16 protein-coding genes are annotated in these 19,532 nt (G+C 56.1%); 10 read left to right on the top strand and 6 right to left on the bottom strand.

Translation table 11 applies throughout. The annotated features are described in order from the left end of the window. Nucleotides 1-5: 5 nt before the first annotated feature. From M2305_RS06060 to M2305_RS06050, 3 genes are all read right to left on the bottom strand, one after another. On the bottom strand, nucleotides 6-755 hold the full coding sequence (locus M2305_RS06060; protein ID WP_046900946.1) for a F0F1 ATP synthase subunit A: 750 nt from the start codon (nucleotides 753-755) through the stop codon (nucleotides 6-8). Further along, nucleotides 733-1,101 carry an AtpZ/AtpI family protein gene (locus M2305_RS06055; protein WP_086634744.1) on the bottom strand — a complete coding sequence of 123 codons (369 nt, stop codon included), beginning with the start codon at nucleotides 1,099-1,101 and terminating at the stop codon, nucleotides 733-735. Before M2305_RS06055 ends, M2305_RS06060 begins: the two co-directional genes overlap by 23 nt. A gap of 145 nt (nucleotides 1,102-1,246) precedes the next feature. Next, nucleotides 1,247-2,761, bottom strand: a complete 1,515-nt coding sequence (locus M2305_RS06050; protein ID WP_264648847.1) for a TSCPD domain-containing protein — start codon at nucleotides 2,759-2,761, stop codon at nucleotides 1,247-1,249. Nucleotides 2,762-2,955: 194 nt separating this feature from the next. On the opposite strand from M2305_RS06050, the gene mlaD reads away from it, so the two are divergent. From mlaD to M2305_RS06020, 6 genes are read left to right on the top strand one after another with little or no spacing between them, the layout of a single operon-like run. Continuing rightward, complete coding sequence (gene mlaD / locus M2305_RS06045) at nucleotides 2,956-3,489, top strand: outer membrane lipid asymmetry maintenance protein MlaD (protein ID WP_207204216.1); 534 nt, start codon at nucleotides 2,956-2,958, stop codon at nucleotides 3,487-3,489. Further along, nucleotides 3,486-3,707, top strand: a complete 222-nt coding sequence (locus M2305_RS06040) for a hypothetical protein (protein WP_046900355.1) — start codon at nucleotides 3,486-3,488, stop codon at nucleotides 3,705-3,707. Before mlaD ends, M2305_RS06040 begins: the two co-directional genes overlap by 4 nt. Nucleotides 3,708-3,709: 2 nt before the next feature. After that, the gene (locus tag M2305_RS06035; RefSeq protein ID WP_264648846.1) at nucleotides 3,710-4,384 is read left to right on the top strand and encodes a DUF2155 domain-containing protein; all 675 of its coding nucleotides are present in this window, start codon (nucleotides 3,710-3,712) and stop codon (nucleotides 4,382-4,384) included. Between the two features lie 50 nt (nucleotides 4,385-4,434). Then, nucleotides 4,435-5,157, top strand: coding sequence for a trehalose-phosphatase (otsB, locus tag M2305_RS06030; RefSeq protein WP_046900353.1), 723 nt, complete (start codon nucleotides 4,435-4,437; stop codon nucleotides 5,155-5,157). Next, nucleotides 5,145-6,482 (top strand): alpha,alpha-trehalose-phosphate synthase (UDP-forming), encoded by a 1,338-nt coding sequence (locus M2305_RS06025; protein ID WP_064275514.1) that lies wholly within the window; start codon nucleotides 5,145-5,147, stop codon nucleotides 6,480-6,482. The genes otsB and M2305_RS06025 overlap by 13 nt, the downstream gene beginning before the upstream one ends. Continuing rightward, on the top strand, nucleotides 6,479-6,994 hold the full coding sequence (locus tag M2305_RS06020; protein WP_211512165.1) for a disulfide bond formation protein B: 516 nt from the start codon (nucleotides 6,479-6,481) through the stop codon (nucleotides 6,992-6,994). Before M2305_RS06025 ends, M2305_RS06020 begins: the two co-directional genes overlap by 4 nt. 6 nt (nucleotides 6,995-7,000) lie before the next feature. On the opposite strand, the gene M2305_RS06015 is transcribed toward M2305_RS06020, so the two are convergent. Further along, complete coding sequence (locus tag M2305_RS06015) at nucleotides 7,001-7,174, bottom strand: DUF1328 domain-containing protein (protein WP_046900350.1); 174 nt, start codon at nucleotides 7,172-7,174, stop codon at nucleotides 7,001-7,003. A gap of 162 nt (nucleotides 7,175-7,336) precedes the next feature. Between M2305_RS06015 and M2305_RS06010 the strand changes: the two genes are divergently transcribed. Together M2305_RS06010 and M2305_RS06005 are read left to right on the top strand one after the other, a co-directional pair. Then, a complete protein-coding gene (locus tag M2305_RS06010) occupies nucleotides 7,337-9,355 on the top strand; it encodes an NAD(+) synthase (protein ID WP_264648845.1) in 2,019 nt (672 codons plus the stop codon). A gap of 91 nt (nucleotides 9,356-9,446) precedes the next feature. Beyond that, nucleotides 9,447-10,838 (top strand): NAD-dependent succinate-semialdehyde dehydrogenase, encoded by a 1,392-nt coding sequence (locus tag M2305_RS06005; protein ID WP_046900348.1) that lies wholly within the window; start codon nucleotides 9,447-9,449, stop codon nucleotides 10,836-10,838. A gap of 101 nt (nucleotides 10,839-10,939) precedes the next feature. Here the strand turns inward: M2305_RS06005 and M2305_RS06000 are convergent, their stop codons facing one another. Continuing rightward, entirely contained in the window at nucleotides 10,940-13,936 is a 2,997-nt protein-coding gene (locus tag M2305_RS06000) for a glycosyltransferase (protein ID WP_264648844.1), read from the bottom strand. 403 nt (nucleotides 13,937-14,339) lie between these two features. Between M2305_RS06000 and M2305_RS05995 the strand changes: the two genes are divergently transcribed. After that, nucleotides 14,340-15,695 carry a beta strand repeat-containing protein gene (locus M2305_RS05995; protein ID WP_211499300.1) on the top strand — a complete coding sequence of 452 codons (1,356 nt, stop codon included), beginning with the start codon at nucleotides 14,340-14,342 and terminating at the stop codon, nucleotides 15,693-15,695. Nucleotides 15,696-15,803: 108 nt separating this feature from the next. After that, entirely contained in the window at nucleotides 15,804-18,569 is a 2,766-nt protein-coding gene (locus tag M2305_RS05990; RefSeq protein WP_264648843.1) for a glycosyltransferase, read from the top strand. On the opposite strand, the gene M2305_RS05985 is transcribed toward M2305_RS05990, so the two are convergent. After that, nucleotides 18,555-19,454 (bottom strand): rhamnan synthesis F family protein, encoded by a 900-nt coding sequence (locus M2305_RS05985; RefSeq protein WP_264648842.1) that lies wholly within the window; start codon nucleotides 19,452-19,454, stop codon nucleotides 18,555-18,557. The genes M2305_RS05990 and M2305_RS05985 overlap by 15 nt on opposite strands. Between the last annotated feature and the right edge of the window lie 78 nt (nucleotides 19,455-19,532).

The raw sequence follows: 19,532 nt of genomic DNA, 5'->3' as shown, positions 1-19,532 counted from the left end.
CGCGCTCAGTGAGCGACGGCCTCGCGCAGATAGATGCAGGTGAGAATGGCGAAAACGTATGCCTGAAGCACACCCACCAGCAATTCCAGAGCCGTCAGCGCAATGTTGATCGCGATCGGGGCAACGGCCAGGATATGACCGAAGAAGCCCAGACCGGCGAGCATGATTGTGAAGCCGGCAAACACCTCGAGCAGAACGTGACCGGCCACCATGTTGGCGAACAGACGGATCGACAGGCTGACGGGGCGAGAAAGAAAAGAAAGAATCTCGATCGGCACGAGCAGCGGCGACAGCCACACAGGGGCGCCGGCTGGCATGAAGTGCTTGAAGAAACCCAGACCCTGAAAGCGCAGGGAAGCCAGGATCGAGATCACGAACACCGTTACGGCCAGCGCAAGTGTCACTGCGATATGGCTTGTATAGGTGAAGGAGAAGGGAAGCAGGCCGAGGTAGTTGCCGGCGAGAATGAAGAAGAACAGAGCGAACACGAACGGGAAGAAAGCAGCGCCTTCTTCACCCATCGTGCCGATGGCAAGGTCATGAATGAAGTCGTAACCAATTTCGGCTGCGGCCTGAAGACGGCCAGGAACGACGGAGGCTGGGCGCATTCCGATGAAGAGGAATGCGAGCACCAGCACAACGGCGATCAGCATGAACAGTGGAGACTGTGAGAACCGCAGAGCTTCGCCCAGAGATCCGAGAACCGGATGGAGCTCGAACTGTCCGAGCGCGTCAATCGTCGATCCGGCTGCCACGCTGGCTTCTCCCGTCATCTTTCAGCTCGGGCACCATGCCCGGCCCATTCAAAACCCGCCAGACATTCATCATGCCGGCACCAAAACCTAGCAGGGCAAAAATCAGAAGGAAAAGAACCCTGTAACCCAGCCAGCGGTCAAGAGCGTAGCCTAATGCCACACCAACCGCCAGACCGGCTACGAGCTCCGTTCCGACCCGGATCGCAACCCCGAAAGATGCGATAGAACCCGCATCTCCATCGGAGGACTTCGTGGAAAACTCTTCCGCGTGGGGATCAAGCTTTTTGCTTGCGCGCTTCAGGCGCACATCAAAGCTGTCATCCTCGTCGGAAGGGGCGTGTCCCACGCTGTCTGATCCCTTACCCTGTGCGCATCCTGTCCACCGGGCACAATGACCGGATTCCTTCTCAGCGCAGGCGCTAGCTACCGACGTGTCCGCAGGCTGTCAATGTATTCCAGCAGTGCAGACGTCGGAAGACGCCATATTTTCATCAACTCACCAGTCTGAGGCGTCGACCGCGGGGTGTATCGCCCGACGAATGATCGAACGGCAACATAGGAGATGTATCTTCCGCGTTCGGTTCGATCTGTGGTGCGTCTGGCATGTGCTGCCCGAGATAAGCCTCCGAAAGCGTTCGGAAGGCGTAATCGAGCATCGACGATGCGTAGGCAGCGCCCGGATCACCTTCGACCGTGCCCGCAGGCCCGAAGCGGGTATAAGCGAATCGTTCTACAAAAGCGTCCAGCGGGGCACCAAACTGAAGACCGATGCTGACAGCCTGCCCGAGACAATCCATTAAACCCCGGGCCATTGGCGTTTCTCGGGTCGGGATGATGCTGACTTCACCCAGGGTGCCGTCTTCAAACTCGCTCGTGCGCATGAAGAGACTGTGACCGCCGACAGCAGTGCGCTGAGTAAATCCGGTTTGGCGCATTGGAAGCTGACGCCGAGCGCCCCGTTCCAGTTTGGCACGCAGATTCGCCAGTTCGGGTTCTGGCAACTCCGGAAGAAAATCGACGGAGCGTTCCATGGCCTTATGCATGGCGGCATGGGCTTCCGGCCTTGTCGGAGGAAGGGGAGCTTCACCAGCAAGAGCCATCGCAAGGGCGGATTCGGGCGTCAGGCCTCTGTAAGCCAGTCTGGCAAGGGTCGAGGCGCGGAGATGTCCATCGCTTCGTAGGGGCGAAAAGACCGGCGCCAACCCACAGGATTCAACACCTAGAAGTGCGTCGACAGGTCCGGGTCCGGAAAATCCCGTTTCCACAGGGGAAAGGTGCTGGCCTTCCATGGCCGCGCAGGCCTCTGCCGCGAGAGCACGTAGCCCCGGTAGAGATGCGCAGGCGGGAATGGTCGGAAGCGAGAGATTTGTGCCTGCATGCGCGATGCTTGTGGCCAGTGCGGCAATGGCTCTGGCGGCCTCTCGTCCTGCATCACTGTCGTAGTCGAGCCCCATGGATGCGAGGCAAGCATCCAGGTCCGTTAGCAGGATAATGCCTGCGGGTTCTTCTGACGGATCAGCGGGCAGATCAAAGAGCGGCAGTTCGCCTGTTCGCTCCACGCGTGTTGCTGCGTGAAGTCGACGCAGGGAATCGCAGGCCAGCTTCAGGCAGGCTACGAAATGCTCTGGTGCGAAACCGTCCTCCTGAACAAAGCCAGACAGTCGCACAACAAAGCCTGGAATTTCGTCAGGGTGACGTTCCCACAGGGCAATGTTGGGGGCGAGCTGACGCATCAGCAGAAGATAAGACAGGCTCCGGGCAGGAGAGGGGGCATTGGCTGGCGTTCCGGGGAGAGGCGGACACGCATCAATTGTGTCAACCCAGCGTGCCGCTTCCGTCGAAAGGCGGATGGGGCCACCATTTTGCGTGATCTGGGCCAGCGCCTGCGCGGCATCATCCTCCCAGGCGGCCGGAAGGGTGACGGAGCGCGTGGCGCTGTCGTCCGGATCGGTGGTGACCCGAAGCGTTCTCATGCGAACGCCGGTCCAATGAAGACGGGCTGTCATGCTGCGAATCTACGCTGCGTTCCGGTGCCCCGGAAGCGGGAAAACGTGCCTTTTGGCCGGGTTAATGGGTGGGAACATGGGGATATGGGGGATAACATTTTCCCGGGCTGATAATCTCTGTTTCCAAAGGGAGGGTTGGACTGCGGCGATGGAGTCCGCTAGTGCAGGAAAATGATTTTTTCGAAGGTGATGTCATGAGCGCAGCCACGGGAACAGCGCCTGCCGCAGCTCGCCACGATCGGCTTGAGCTTCTGGCTGGGTTTCTGGTGCTGGTCTTTCTGGTCGGGATGCTGGTTCTGGCGATGCTGGGTCATCATCGTCATGATGATGGTGGCTACCAGGTTCATGCGTCTTTCAGCCAGATTGATGGTCTGAATGTCGGATCAGATGTGCGTCTGGCTGGAATTACCGTCGGCCATGTGATGTCTGAGGTTGTGGATCCGAAGACTTTTCAGGCCCAGGTGACGTTCACACTGTCCCCGGACGTGAAGCTACCAACAGATTCTGCAGCGATTGTGACGTCTGACAGTCTGTTGGGCGGAAAATACATTGCGCTGTCACCGGGTGGCGCTGACGCTCTTATCAAGGCTGGTGGGGCGCTGACGGAGACGCAGGGATCTATTAGTCTTGAGCAGCTTCTGAGCAAATTCATCTTTTCGGTCACGGATACGCTTCAGAAGGCTCAAAAGCCCCAGAAGCCTGCTGGTGGCCTGTCAGACGAGCCGTGAGTTCCGAGGATTTTCCATGGCTGGATCGTGATGGGCAGCCAGTAGCCTGCGTCGAGAAAGTGCGCGTGCTGAGAGAAAATGATGCCGAATTGCGTCAGACCCTGCAGGATGCGTTTGAGGACGGTATTCTGATGGGTGTTTCCCCAGATGCCATGCGCCAGTCCTTCATCGCCATGCTTGCCGATCTCGTGGACCCGAAATCCCAAGGAAACGCCTGATCATGACCAATCGGTTTCTGTTTGCCGGTGCGGCGCTTCTGGCTCTGTCTGTAACGTCATCGGCGTTTGCTGCTGTAGGGGTTGCTCCCCCGGCGATGTACCCCGCTAATACCTGGCAGGGACGGACACAGGCTGTCATTCGTGTTCTGGATCGGCTGGATGCCCATATTGAAACGCTGACGATCCCGGTGGGTGCAAATGCCTCCTACCGAACGCTTTCGGTTGCTGTTGAGGCGTGTGTCAGTCGTCCGGAAACATTGCCGGCTGACTCTGGTGCGTTGCTGCACCTGCGTGATTCGGGAGATTCGGCTCGACCACCCTTCGACGGGTGGATGTTGCAGAATGAGCCATCTCTCGGGACTTATGGCAGTTCGCTTTATGATGTGCGTGTTGTGGCGTGCACGGGAGATCGTGTTGCGCCGGACGCTGGACCGCTGCCTGTCATAAAAGCGCCTCAACTGGCCGGTACGACAGCAACGGAAGATGAAGGGGGGACCGATCAGTCCGGTTCTTCATCATCATCTGAAGGAGGAGCGGTTCCGCTGGCGCCAGACAGCCACGCACCGATTCCTCTCGCGCCGCCCTCTGGTGGTGCGCAGTCTCTTGTGCCTCCCGCACCACCGGCATCAGCCGGACCGTCCTTGCCTCCTCCCGCAGCCGATCCCGGCCTGGAATAAGGAGTGGGCGGAGCGGGGGTACCCCTGAAACTGGAAAGAGAAGCCTACTCATGATCCAGATTCCTTTTCCGCCTTCAAAAGCTGCAATCCTGCTGGATTTCGACGGAACACTGGTCGATATCGCTCCTACTCCTGAAAGTGTGGTTGTCCCCCCGGGACTGGCAGACGATCTCCTCCGCCTGAAAGATATGCTCGGCGGAGCGCTGGCTATTGTGACTGGCCGACCGATCGCCCAGATCGACCATTTTTTGCCCGGCATTCCTCATGCCGTAGCGGGGGAGCATGGAGTGGCCGTGCGGACCTCACCTGAAAAAGACATTACCCATCCTGCTCTCCCCTCTGTGCCGGCTGACTGGCTGCAGAAGGCGGAAGATATCGTCTCTTTGCATCCCGGTGCGAGTGTGGAACGCAAGAAGGCTGGAATGGTCCTGCACTATCGTCAGGCGCCGGAGGCGGAAACGGCATTTCGGGCGTTGACGGAGCAATGGTCACCAGAAGCTGGCGGTTTTCGTTTGCAGGACGCTCACATGGCTATCGAGCTTCGTCCGTTGGGCGTGGACAAGGGGGGAGCCGTGCGGGAGTTGATGTCTGAAAATCCTTTTCGCGGTCGCTTGCCACTCTTTGTCGGGGATGACGTTACAGACATGGACGGAGTGAGGGCTGCGCGCCAGATGGGTGGTGCTGGCTGGCTCATTCCGGATGATTTTCCTGATGCAGTCACGTTCCGCCGGTGGCTGCACGATTTATCGGAGGGGCATGGATGGGGCGCCTGATAGTTGTTTCCAATCGTACACCAGCGCCCGGAGAACGGACGCAGCCTGCGGGTGGTCTGACTGTTGGGTTGTATGATGCTGTTCAGACACGGGACAGCCTCTGGTTCGGCTGGTCCGGGGAACAGTGCGAAGATGCACTGGACCGGCCTGTCATGGAGGACCGTGCTGGGAATGTGACTTATGCCACATTTGATATGACGCCCCGGCAATATGACAGGTTCTATCTGAACTTTTCCAATGGCGTTCTCTGGCCGTTATGCCACTACAGAACGCAGCTTATCCGTTACACGCGTGAAGATTGCGAGGCTTACTACGAAGCCAATGCCGTCTTTGCCGATCGTCTGGTTCCTCTTCTGAAAGAGGACGATACGATCTGGATTCATGATTATCATCTGTTCCCGCTGGCTGAGATGCTGCGGGACAGAGGGGTCAAGGGCCGGATTGGCTTTTTCCTGCATATTCCTTTTCCACCTTGGAGTGTGGCGCGTCTCCTGCCGCAATTGCAGCGCCTTCTGAAAGGGCTTGCAGGTTGTGACCGAATTGGTGTGCAGACACCCGAGGATGCCCAGAATCTCAGGGGATGTTTCGCGGAGTATGGCCTCAAGGCAGAAGTAGAGGCAGTTCCGATCGGGATTGACCCGATCCGTTTCAGGCAGCAGGCCATTGAAAGTGCATCCACGGAAGACGTGGAGCAGATTGTGGACAGTCTGGTTGGAAAGCGCCTGATTATCGGTGTGGACCGGCTGGATTACTCCAAAGGTCTGCCTGAGCGGATGCGGGGGTACGAAATGCTCCTGAAAAACTATCCGGAATATCGCGGCAAGGTGACGTTCTTACAGATCACGCCTGTCTCCCGGACGGGTGTGGAAAGCTATCGTCTTCTGAAGGAAGAGCTTGATGGCCTGGTGGGAACGATCAACGGGGCATATGGCACGCCGGACTGGGTGCCGATCCGTTATACGACCTGGCCGATTTCCCGGAATGTTCTGGCAGGGCTCTATCGGGTGTCCGATGTCGGTTACATCACCCCGTTGCGCGATGGTATGAATCTTGTCGCCAAAGAATTCATCGCGGCTCAGGATTCCAAGGACCCGGGCGTGTTGGTTCTGTCACGGTTCGCTGGTGCGGCACCTGAGATGCCAGAGGCGCTTCAGGTCAATCCGCTGGATGCTGAAGGGATGGCCGATGCACTTCATGCGGCACTCACCATGGACGTGCAGACCCGTCATGAGGCATGGTCCGCACTTTACGGCGAAGTCTCTCGCAACACAGCGGGAAGCTGGGCCAAGCAGTTTCTAGATAGCCTGGAGGCCTCTCGCACATGACTCTGACCGGAACGAAGCAGCCCGATATGACCAGGATACTGGGAGGGCTGTTCGTTCTGGCCGGGGTTTTGGCGCTCGGGACGGCATGGTTTGCGGAGCACCGGCTTCTGCTAGCGCCGTGTGAACTGTGCTTGTGGGAACGGAGGCCTTGGCGCGTTCTGATCGGGATTGGCGCTTTGACGTTGCTTTTGCCGCGACGTTACGCACGATATCCCGTCTTTGCGGGTCTGCTGTGCCTGGCGGTCAGTATCGGGTTGGCAGTTCTGCACGCTGGCGTTGAACACAAGTTCTGGCCAAGCCCTGCTCCTGAGTGCCGTGCGCCGGTTTTTCATGGCGGTAGCTTCAAGGACTGGATGGCAGCGATGCCGTCCCGGCCAAACAAGCCCTGTGATTCGCCGGATTATCTGTTCGGCCTTCCGATTTCCATGACGGAGACGGGCGGTTTGTATGCTGTAGTCGTATTTGTAGTGGCCAGCCTCGGAAGCGTGCGCATGCTGCGCTCCCGAGGCTGAAACCTGTCAGAGTCTCGGGCGACCGCGTCCGAAGATCAGGCTGATGATCAGCAGTACGAGGAAGATGAAGAACAGGATCTTGCCGATATAGGCGAAATCTGCCGAAATCCCACCGAACCCAAGCACGGCGGCGCACAGGGCAAGGATGAGGAAGACAACCGTCCAGCGAAGCAGATCCATTGGTAAGTTTCCTGGGTCATAATGTTCCTCCGGTTGGAGAAACGGGGTGAGCAAGCCAGAACGGCACAGAGCCTCTCCGGTTCAATTTCGTAATGGCTGTATCGCTGAACATATTGAAACGTGGCGCCCGCTTCTGCGTCGCCTGGGTCTGAGAGAGGCACCATGACCAGATTCCGCTCACTTTATCATCAGGGTTTTGCCCGGATTGCGGCCTGTACGCTTCCCGTTTCTCTGGCTGAACCGCATGCCAATGCGGAAAGGGTTCTTGAGGTCCTGAAGGAATGCGACCGCCAGCGTGTTGCTACGGTTGTTTTTCCGGAACTGGGACTGACCGGCTACACGCTTGATGATTTGCGGTTCCAGGATGTGGTGCTGGATGGTGCCCGAACTGCCCTTGAATGGCTCGCCAGGCAGACGGCTGACCTGATGAGTGTTGCTGTTGTCGGGCTGCCGCTTTGCCGGGGGGAGCTGCTCTATAATTGTGCAGCAGTCATTCATCGTGGGCGTATTCTGGGTGTGGTTCCCAAATCCTATCTTCCACGATACCGGGAGTTTTATGAGCCCAGACAGTTCACATCTGGCTTGGGAACGTCTGGACTGGTGCGGATTGGAAGCGCTGAGGTTCCGTTTGGCGCGGACCTTCTGTTTGAAGCACATGATCTGTCGGGTCTGACGCTGGGCGTCGAGATTTGTGAGGATTTGTGGGTGGCCAACCCTCCGAGCGGAATGCTGGCTCAGGCGGGGGCGAGTGTTGTTCTCAATCCTTCTGCGTCGCCAGTCACCATTGGCCGTACAGATGACCGTTCTCTGCTGTGCCAGGCGCAATCCATGCGGACTTTGACCGCGTATGCTTATGCAGCGGCTGGGGAGGGGGAATCCACCACTGATCTGGCATGGGATGGTCAGGTTTCCATTCACGAGAATGGCCGCCTTCTCGCGCAGTCAGATCGCTTCCCTCAGGGAGAGCGGCTGGTGGTGGCGGATGTGGATCTTGATCTTCTCCGGCAGGAGCGCTTGCGGACGGGTCAGTTTGGTGTCGGGCGTGACCGTTTCAGAACCATTGGGTTCGCGTTGTCTGCCCCACTGGAAGACCTTGGGTTAAAGCGCGACGTTGCAAGATTCCCTTTTGTTCCTTCTGATCCGAAGACGCTGGCCCGGGATTGCTATGAAGCCTGGACCATTCAGGTGAGCGCGCTGCGTCAGCGGTTGCAGGCGAGTGGTGCGCAGCGTGCTGTCATTGGGGTTTCCGGCGGCCTTGATAGTACGCTGGCGTTACTGGTCGCGGTCAGAGCTGCTGATGAGCTTGGCTGGCCCCGGACGCATGTCCTTGCCTACACGATGCCCGGATTTGCCACTGGCAGCGAAAGTCGTGGGCTTGCTCATGCGCTCATGTCAGCACTGGGCGTAGAAACCAATGAGCTCGATATTCGGCCTGCGGCCGAGACGATGCTGGCGGGCATTGGTCATCCTTATGCAGAGGGCAGGCCGGTTCATGACATTACCTTCGAGAATGTGCAGGCAGGGCTGAGAACGGACTTTCTTTTCCGTCTGGCCAATCATCGAAATGGCATTGTCATCGGGACGGGTGACCTTTCTGAGTTGGCGCTGGGGTGGTGCACCTATGGCGTCGGGGATCAGATGTCTCACTACAATGTGAACGCTGGAATGCCGAAGACGCTGATCCAGCATGTCATTCGCTGGTTGGTCCGGGAAGGGGGGCTGGAAGGTGGTGCACCAGACGTTCTGGAGAAGATCGTCAATGCTGAAATCTCCCCTGAGCTCGTTCCGGATGTGGGGCAGGGAATTCAGAGTACGGAACAGATGATTGGCCCGTATGCCTTGCAGGATTTCACGCTTTTCTATGTGCTCAGGTATGGATTTCGCCCGTCACGTATCGCCTTTTTGGCTGAAAAGGCATGGGGACGTGTTACAACCGGTTCATGGCCGATGCATTTCCCTGAAGACCGGCGAAAATCCTATGATCTGGAAGAAATCTGTCACTGGTTAAGGATTTTTATCCACAGGTTTTTTGCCACCAGTCAGTTCAAGCGCTCTGCCATGCCAAATGGGCCAAAAATCGTTGCTGGCGGCTCTCTTTCTCCGCGCGGAGACTGGAGGGCGCCGTCCGATGGTAACGCACGAGCATGGCTGGAAGAGCTTAAACAGAACACGGCTATGTGAACTTTCAAACTTTTGAGGGGTTGGGGGTTCCGTACCATGGCTTTCATGCCAATATGCAGGGTACCATTTTATTCAACGGAGATTTTCCGTCATGGCTTACGCTACGACCAATCCATATACGGGTGAAACGCTTAAAACCTTCCCGGAAGCAACTGACCAGGAAGTTCAGCAGGCGATCACGGACGCGTATGAGGCATTTAAGAGCTGGCGCGACGTTTCCTTTGCAGACCGCGCCAAGGTTATGGCTGCGGCAGGCGCAATCCTTCGCCGTGACATCGATAAATATGCGAAGCTTCTCACCCTTGAGATGGGCAAGCTTTATGAAGAAGCAAAGCTGGAGACCATTCTCTCCGCTGAGATCTTTGAATATTACGCCAAGAACGCAGAAGAGCTTCTGAAGCCGGAAAAGCTTCCGGTTGCTGATCCGAAGGAAGGCGAAGCCATCCTGATCCATCAGCCGCAAGGTATTGTCTTTGCGATTGAGCCTTGGAATTTCCCGTACTACCAGATCGCTCGTATCATCGCGCCGCAGCTCTCTGCCGGTAATACGGTTCTGCTGAAGCATGCATCCAATGTGCCGCAGTGTGCTGCTATCTTCGATGATCTGATGATCGAGGCCGGCCTGCCAAAGGGCGCATTCCACAATCTTTATGCTGCCCGTCATCATACGGCCGTGATCCTGAATGATCCGCGCGTCTGTGGTGTGGCGCTGACCGGCTCTGAAGGTGCGGGCGCCATTGTGGCCAGCACGGCTGGTCAGGCGCTCAAGAAGGCAACGATGGAACTCGGCGGTGCCGATGCATTTGTCGTGCTTGAAGATGCCGATGTTGAAAAGGCTGCCAAGTGGGCTGCTTTCGGGCGTCACTGGAATGCCGGCCAGGTCTGCGTGTCTTCCAAGCGCCTGATCGTTGTAGACGCCATCTACGACAAGTTCCTTGAGATCTATAAGGCTGAGGTTCTCAAGTTCAAGGCTGGTGATCCGATGGATCCGGCTACGACGCTTGCGCCGCTGTCTTCACAGAAGGCTGCCGATGATTTGAAGGCTCAGGTTGAAGAAGCCAAGAAGCATGGCGCTGTTGTTGAAGTGATCGGCGCACCGGTTCCGGAGAAGGGCGCGTTCTTCCAGCCGCTTCTGATGACGAACCTGCATGGCGACAATGAAGCCCGTCACTGGGAGTTCTTTGGTCCGGTCACGCAGCTTTATCGTGTGAAGGACGAGGCTGAGGCAATTCGCGTTGCCAATGACTCGCCGTTTGGTCTGGGCGGTTCCGTCTTTACCAAGGATACGGCGCGTGGCGTGAAGGTTGCCGAGAAGATCCACACGGGCATGGTCTATGTGAACCATCCGACGATGGTGAAGGCTGATCTGCCGTTCGGTGGTGTGGCTCGTTCCGGTTATGGCCGTGAGCTGATTGGTCTGGGCATCAAGGAGTTTGTGAATCACAAGCTGATTGATGTCGTGGATATCGATGCACCGTTCTGATTATGAGTTGGCTGGATCTTGCGATCCGGCCTTTTCATGAAAAACCCCGGACAGGAAACTGTCCGGGGTTTTTTTCGTCTGAGAGATGTATCTCGGAGAGGTTAGACTCTCTGATGGGCCTTCTCTGCTGTCAGATTAATCCAGAGGTGTCTGTCCTGCACATATGCGACGACGCGCGCTTTATGGGCAGCACGCTCTGTCGATGCGTTGGTCATGGAACTGCTGTGCTGCCTGTAATCCGCCAGAATGGCTGGAACCTGCCGTCCTGGTAGTCCAAGTTCAGCAAAAGTGCACCAGAGGTCATAGTCTTCCCAGCCCATTGCTTCACGTGAAACATAGTAGCCGCCGGCTGCTGCCCACGCCCATTTGGCGACCATGGCCATGGCATCAATGCGATTGCCTGAAACCAGTGTCAGGGGATTAGAGGGCAGATCCCCCAGTAGAACGGGTGCGCCGGGCGGTGTCGTTAGATCAGGGGTCTTCTTCGTGACGAGTGGCCCGTTTTCGTCGAAGCACTGGATCAGCGGGTAAGCGTAGGCGATGCCAAATGTCATGGCAGCCAGCAGGGTTTCACAGGCATCCGGACGCAGGATGTTGTCGGCGTCCAGTTGCAGGGTGTGGGGGGTTTCTGCTGCGTCCATGCCGATGTTTCGTGCGCCACCCAGCCCTGCATTGCGGATGGAGCGCCTGAAGATCAGGCGGTTGAAACGACTGGTGTGTCGTTCCATCCAGATCCTGATGAGGTCAAGAGATTCATCCGTTGACCCATCGTCCACCACGATAAGGTCCAGAATGGGAAGTGTCTGGGCTGCGACGGAGTCCAGAGCATCCAGAACGTGATTGGCGTAATTGTAGGATGTCACAATGACAGTGACCTCCGCTTCCCCCAGAATATCATGATGGAAGAGGGTCTCGCTCTCCGGAATGACCGGGAGCGCCGGGGACTTCAGGCGGCTCCGGGCGAGAAGGGTCTCTGCGGCTTGAGCTGCTTCCACATCACCATTGAGAGAAGAGAGTGCGAGTGACATGCGCCGGGCCTGAGCTTCAGGGCTGAAGGGCCAGAGAACGTCATGGTAGGCGTTGCGAGCCAGCGTACGGCGTAGATCGGGGTTGTCGACCAGTTTCAGAAGGGCGCGGGTCCAGTCTTCGGGCGTTTCAGCGAGCAGGCCGGTTTCGTTATCTCTTACAATGCGCCGGAAGGGGCCTGTTGGGGAAACAATCGAGGCATTCCCTGCCAGGGAAGCTTCCAGGAATTTGATTTCGCTTTTGGCTTCGCAGAAGACGTTTCCAACTTCCAGCGGAGCAATGGAAATATCAAATCTGGCGAACTCTTCTCCAAGTTCGGACAGCGGGACCATGTCTCGCCATTCGATCTGGTTTTCTACGGCTTTAAGTGCGGGGAATTCTTCCATCAAAAGAACGGGTCGGTGATTGTCCTTCTCTCTGAATAGAACCAGCCGTGCATTGGGGTGGGTCTTCAGCACATGTGTCAAAGCGGGATACGCAATTGCGAAGTCACGCTGGTGGGTCCGCGAACCTGTGGCGTATCCAATGCGGATCAGTGCGTCTTCAGACGTTGCACGGCCAGGCTCTCCGCGAAGGCGGCAGCCGAGGCGTGATCGACGCAGTGTTTCATGATCATAGACGTTGGGAAGAAGGTGAACGACGGGTCGTAGCTCATGCATCGCAAGGGCCAGCTCGCGTGTCGTGGTCGATCCCTGATCACAGCGGACAAGAGTTCGGCGCATGTCTGCAAAGCAACGCTCGATACGTTCTTCTGTCGCCCCGACAGAGCGGATGCCATCTATGAAGTCGACGCGGGCGTAATGTGGAACGAAGACAATATCATCAGCGTCAAAAATAGTTTTGACGCCCTCCTGCTGGGCAAGATCAAGGATGGTGCTGACATGCCCGCTGTATTCTACGCGCCAGAAGATCAGGACATCGGCCCAGCGGATATCCTCGTAGCCTACTGCGGCGCACGGCTGGATGCGCGCTTCATATCCGGCATTTTGGGCAGCTTCAGCGTTCCGGGTGCATCGATAAGCCACACCCGGAGTGTTGGGTTCTCCGGCGATGAAAAGAACGCGCTGTATGCCATCAAGTGAAGATCCATGAGTGTCGGGGCTGTCGGTGGTCTCGCTCGAGGCAGGAGATACACTGGATGAAAAATCCTCCTTGTCCCACTGAGGCTGCAGTTCTGGAAGCGTCGGAATGTAGGGAATGAACGGCTTTCGAAATGACCGGAGAACCCGGCGCCACAGAGGGGCAGGTTGCGAGAGGAAAGCTTCCAGAGACTCCAGACCAGCACGATTTTCCGTGTAGTGATGTTCAAGCTCTGCCCGCTTCTGGCTCTCTTCCATCATTTTTGTGCGGAACACGTCACGTTCCTGACGGATAGGGTCAAGAATGTGCGTTAGGGATGTGATCTTCTCGTTCCGACTGCGAAGATCTCTTGAAAGGGATCGGCTTTCAATCCGAAGAGTATGGACCGCGCGCTCGGCTTGCTCGGCGGATTTTCTATATCGCTGAAGCTCTTTGTTAGCCCGACGCATGGTCAGGTCATGGGCCAGGAGTTGACGAACCCTGTGACGGAAGCTGCGAGAAGTGTCTGACTGACCCTTAAGGAGTTCTATAAGGGGGTGAGTTCCTGCTGGGCAGAGCGAAATATAATCCGAAAGGCGTATTTCTTCTGAATGCGGCCGGGAGTTTTTTCCGACCACAACAACTGGAATGCTGGAGACTGTATTCTGTTTTTCATGTGCCTGCCGACAGAGGATTAGCCCTCCGTCAGTGTTCTGGAAGACGCTGGTGAATCTTGTTTCCGGAAGATTGCCTTCAAGCTCCAGGCGGGTCCTGAGCTGGGAGCCAAGCTCATCGTCAAGAGTTGCGGAAAGCAGGATCGTGGCTGCTTGCTGAGATTTATCCTGCAAGCCGTTCACCAGCCACGTAATTGTTCTGACGGCGTGGTCACCCCAATCTTCCTGCTGGCAGAAGATTGCCTCGGTTGATGGCCTCTGGGTAAGCAAAATGGCTAAGTCAGCCAGATACTGGTCCTGCAGAGCGGGGGAGAGGGAGGTTGGGAATATGTTTGTCACAGGTGCAATTTACAGATTCGTATAGGATTATGGTGTGAAAAGCATCTTAAGACATTGTAGAGACACAATCCCTCCTTCTGTTTGTTTTTTGTGAAGTATTTTAATTTTTTATTGATTGCCTGCTGTAAAGTTTAACCTGTCATTGCAACTCTTCGTAAAATGCTCCCTTCTGTGATGGGGCATTCCTGCCCCTGCCTGTCTGTGTCTTTTTAAGCACAGTTGGGTATTGCACTGTGAGTGGACCTTTATATTGCTCCGATGTTGGGGTGGTTCTTGTGTAGGTGCGTCAGATCCTTATTGCTTTTGGTGATGAGGCTTTGATATATGCAAGACTCGTCACTCGATCATTTGGGTGGTCTGAGGGCCGCCAGTGCGAGGCAACCTTTTTTAGGAGTGCATGGTAATGGCAATCACTACCGTGGTTGGCGCCTCCGGCCAGATCCTTGCGGTCACGGTCGACGGTGCGCAGGCCCACGCTCTGGCCAGTCAATATTCGTCTGCTATCGCTGGTGTCAGCGGTCTGACGAGCTATGATCTGGTACCAGGCGGAAACAGCAGCCCAAGTAACGCAAGCGTTTCCCAGGGCGTTATCACCCAAGGCGGCAGCTACAGCATCACCGGTGATGTAGCTTATGTTGCTGCGGGTTCATACGCACCGACCGATACGCTCAATGGCGCTGTTTCAATTGACCTTTCAAATGATACCGCTTCCAACATCAAGCTGCTGACAGGCAGCTGGGTCGGCGTTTCGGTTCAGGCTGGAAACCAGAACGGCGTGTTCATCGGTGGTGTTGGCAACAACACCTTCGCTGGCACAAGCAAGACTGGTAACTGGAACATCGCTACCGGTTCCGGTAACGACACGATTTCTGGCACCGATGGCAACAACACCATCGATGGCGGAACAGGCAACAACCTGATCACCCTGGGTTCAGGTACGAACGTTGTTCGTTCCGAGGGCCAGGACACGATCGACGGTTCCGCTGGCACCGACACTGTTACCCTGCTGGGTGGCAGCTCGGTCGTAACTCTTGGCGCCAACGCCACGGTTTACGACACGACGTACGCAAACACCGTATCGGTTGGTAGCAACGGCTTCATCACGGGTGGTAGCTCCAGCACGTACTTCGCGACTGGAACGACTGCTACGGTCGCTGGTGGTCTGAACGATACCATTTCTGCTGCAGGTGACTTCCAGCAGATCCGTGGTACGGGCAACAGCATCAGTGTCGATGGTTCCCTGTCCTTCCTGAACGGTACGGGCAACACCACCATCACGGCTGGCAATGCTACCATGTTCGGTGCATCCGGCCTGAACGCTCAGTTCGATGGTGTGTCCGGTTACAGCCTGTTCGTAGGTAACGATGGTGACGAAGCAATTTCTGCTGCGTCTTCCCATGGTGTCCTGCAGGCTTTCGCAGGTACCGGCAACACGACCGTCATTGGCGGAACCGGTGCCGATACGCTGGTTGGTGGAACGGGCAATGCTACCCTTGAGGGTGGTTCCGGCTCCGCTAACCTGTTTGCTCTGAACAAGGGTGCTGCTGGTGGCAACTACACCATCAGTGACTTTGGCAGCGCAGCTGGTAACCTGATGGCTCTGTACCAGTACGGCCTTCAGAACAACGGTGGGCTTGAGAACGTTCTGTCCAATGCAACTGTTGCCGGTGGCAACACGACCATTGCACTGTCCGACGGTTCTAAGATCACGTTCCTCGGCGTTACAGATCTGAAGGCTTCCAGCTTCAATCTGAGCTAATCTACCCTGTTTGCTGGCTTGCCAGCATTCATGAAGAAAGCTGGGTTCGAAAGAACCCAGCTTTTTTTGTTTGTGCCCACCCCTTCACAGACTTTGGCCTTTTCTCTGATGACAGTGCAGCCCGGCTCTAACGTGACCCTCCTTCCAGGTACAGCTGAAGAAGATTCGCAGAAGGTTTTGCTTGAGAGTTACCGCAGCTCAGCACGTCTGAACGGAATGAGAGCCGATGGGCTACAAATTGAAAACACGCATCTGCGGGATCAGATGACTCTTGTTCAGAGTTCTCTGTCGTGGCGGGTCACCGCTCCACTGCGGCTGGTAAGAGGCTTGTCTCTCGGGCGGCTTCCCTCGGGCAGGCCCCTTAGAGAACTTCCTGATCGCGTTACTGAGCTTTGGAGCAAAGGCGGTCTTCGGGCAGTAGGGGGTGCACTGGCACGCCAGGCTCTTCCTCGCTCTGGCAAGAAGAGAAACTCCGTTCTTTCAAAGGCTACCCAGCAAGTTACGTCTGAAGAAGCTGTGGCTGGCCACTCCGTTTACAGTGATGTGCTTGATGAGGGCGCAGCATCCCTTGCACCAAAAATTCTGATTATCGCAGAAGTCTCTTTGAGGCAGTGCGCGAAGTATCGTGTGTGGCAAAAGCGGGATCTGCTGGAACGCCTTGGATGGGCTGTTCAGGTTGTGGACTGGCGGGACATTGGTGTTGCGATGTCCGGGTTACAGCTTTGTACGCGGGTGATTTTCTACAGGGTTCCTGGCTTCGAGACTGTCATGAAGCTGGTCGCCGAGGCCCATCGCCTTCGCCTTGAGCCGTGGTGGGAAGTGGATGATCTTATTTTTGATGCTGAAGAGTATCTTCAGAATGGGAACATCAGCAGTTTGCCGCAGGCAGAGCAGGATCTGCTCATGTCGGGTGTTACCTTATTTAGGCGCTGCATGCTGGCTTGTGGCCGAGGTATCGCTTCGACCCAGGCATTGGCGCAGGCCATGTTGGATGCAGGCCTGACTGACGTTTCAGTGCTGGAAAATGCGCTTGATCATGAGACGCTTGAGATCGCGGCGTCGCTTCCGACCCATGAAGGTACGGGCGTGGAGCGTGTGTGGGTTTCTTATGGATCAGGAACCAATACGCATGATGAAGATTTTCGGCAGGCTCAGGCCGGGCTGATTGCTGCGATGGAAGATGAGCCGCGGTTGTGTCTGCGGGTCATTGGTCAGCTTAAACTTTCGGATGACTTTCACAGGTTCGGAGACCGTGTGGAGCGCCTGACAGAACTCTCATATCGCGACTATCTCGCGGCACTCTCCCGAACGGATATTGCGATTGCGCCTCTTGAGCCCACGCTTTTCAATGACTGCAAGAGCAATATCAAATTTCTAGAGGCGGCAGTCGTTGGGGTTACGGCCATCTGTTCTCCTCGGAATGCTTTTCTTTCAGTCATGCGACATGGCGAAAATGGCCTGCTGGCCGTTACCGATGATGACTGGAAGCGGAGTTTTCTGACCTTGGCACGAGATGTGCCATTGCGTCAGCGTTTAGCAATTCAGGCCCGTCAGGATGTGATGGAGCGATACGCGCCTGAAGCAATGGCTGTCACGCAGGGGCAGGCTGTTTTTGGTGCGCCCATGATACCGGAACGTAAAGCTCTGCGAGTGCTGATGGCGAATGTCTATTACGCTCCCCGCTCATTCGGGGGAGCAACGATCGTCGCAGAGGAACTGGCAACCCGGCTCACGCACCGCGGTGTTGAAGTGGGAATCATGACATCCCGCCCACGCCTGGACGAGAATTTGTCAGGAAGTATTCGCTACGTCATCAACGGCACGGACGTGTTGTCTGCGGTCATCCCGGAGGGAACGGACCTTATTGGTGCCCTGGACAACCCGCAGATGGCTGAGGTGTTTGCTGGTTGGCTCGATGCTTACCAACCTGATGTGGTGCATGTGCATGCCGCTCAGGGGCTTGGTACTGCCATGCTACGGGTTTGTCAGGAACGGGGAGTTCCTTATGTTCTGACACTGCATGATGCGTGGTGGCTATGCGACAGGCAGTTCATGGTTCGGGAGGATGGGCGTTACTGCTTCCAGACCCGTATTGACCAGCAGGTTTGCCAGATGTGCCAACCTCATGCCCGACACTTGCGAGATCGTGTGACGATCATGCATCAGGCTCTGGCTGAAGCGGCTTTGTTGATCAGCCCATCTGAGGCACATCGTCAGCTTTATCTTGCCAATGGTGTTGAGCCTGAGCGGATTGTTGTGAACCGGAATGGCTTTCGGTGGCCTGAACGACCTCGTCGTCAGCGAACGCTCGGTTCTCGAATCCGGTTTGGATTCGTCGGTGGGACAGAGGCCGTAAAGGGATATCCACAACTCAAAAAATGTATGGAGTCTCTGGAGCGATCTGACTGGGAACTGGTTCTGGTCGATAACAAGATTAATCTTGGTTTCAGGTCCATTCATGCTGAAGACTGGTCAGTGAAAGGGGAGTTGAAAATTGTTCCTGCCTTCACACAGGCTGGACTCGATGATTTCTATGACCAGATTGATGTCTTGCTGTTTCCGTCCCAATGGAAAGAGAGTTACGGCCTGACGGTTCGTGAAGCTTTGGCGCGTGACGTCTGGGTTGTTACGACCGCGCCCGGCGGACAATCAGAGGACGTTGTGGACGGGGTGAATGGAACGCATCTCCCGCTTGATGGACGTCCTGAGACACTGGCTTCGGCCGTCGAATCCTTGCTGGGTCAGGCCGAAAAATTCGATGGATACGTCAATCCATTCAAGAGCAGTCTGGCCACGTACGAAGCGCAAACAGAAGAGCTTCTTGGCTTTCTGGAGCGCGTGGCGAAGCGTAAAGTCAATTTAGTGACCCATTAAAAGCGCTGGTAAAGCACGTAGTCTGTCTTCACTGGCCAAGGCCTGAACCAGTCGCGCTCGGAAACCGGCCTTTTTGTGCTGAACGCGCGGCGGGTTGTTGGCCAGGTAGAGTGCGATCCAGTCGGGGTCGAAAAAGGTTTTGTCAGGAATTTCGCTTCGCCAGAGATGGACTGACGCTACTCCACTTGGGTTGTCGCGGAGAAGCTCTGTCTTGATGAACGGTGCTTGCCCTGAGTGAAGCACGGTGCGCCAGTCTGTATGCATTGGGTTCAACGAAAGAAGGCGTGCCAGACCCCGTTTGCTGCTCCAGGAGGCTGTCATCTCCAGTTCGGCTGCCTGTATAGCCAAGCCGAGGCCTAACTCACCATGCAAGACAATTTCCGGCTTGCTCATGCTGTTAAATGGCTGCTCAAACACGCGCCTTATGGCGGGATGATCGAGGGTTTCCCGTGTCATGACGAGAAACCATGACTGAAGATGGGCTGTAATAGCCTCTGACCGCACCATGCCCCAGGCAGGGGAATGATGGGCTCGCATGTTGTCCACAATGGGCTGCAAGGGCGTCATAGGCCCAAAGATGCTGTCATTCGCAAAGAGAATTTCAGTCGCTCCCGCATCGCATTGCCTGTTGAGCAGGTCCTGCCAGGCACCAAAATCAAGACCGGAGTTTTCTCTGGGATAGAGGGTCGCTGCGATTGGTATAGGGCCAGAAGTAAAACTGTTCCGAAGGACTGTTAATCCTTCCGTATCGTTTGGGTCCAGGCCGGAGACGGCGACATGCAGTTCAAACCCGCATCCCGCAATCTGATCGAGGAGATGGCGGGTGTGTGGGGCCAGTGTTGGTGCAGGCGCGTGATAGGCAAAAAGGCAGATAGAACGCGACATGAAATTCCTGACGATGGAACGCTTGGGCTGCTGAAGCGATTATATCATCGTTGCCTAATGGTATTGTAAGAAATACTT

It is taken from the genome of Gluconobacter cerinus, assembly GCF_025961355.1.
Lineage (GTDB): Bacteria > Pseudomonadota > Alphaproteobacteria > Acetobacterales > Acetobacteraceae > Gluconobacter > Gluconobacter cerinus.
Note: the sequence above shows the minus strand (reverse complement) of the source record. Positions and strands in the feature narration are given on the sequence as shown.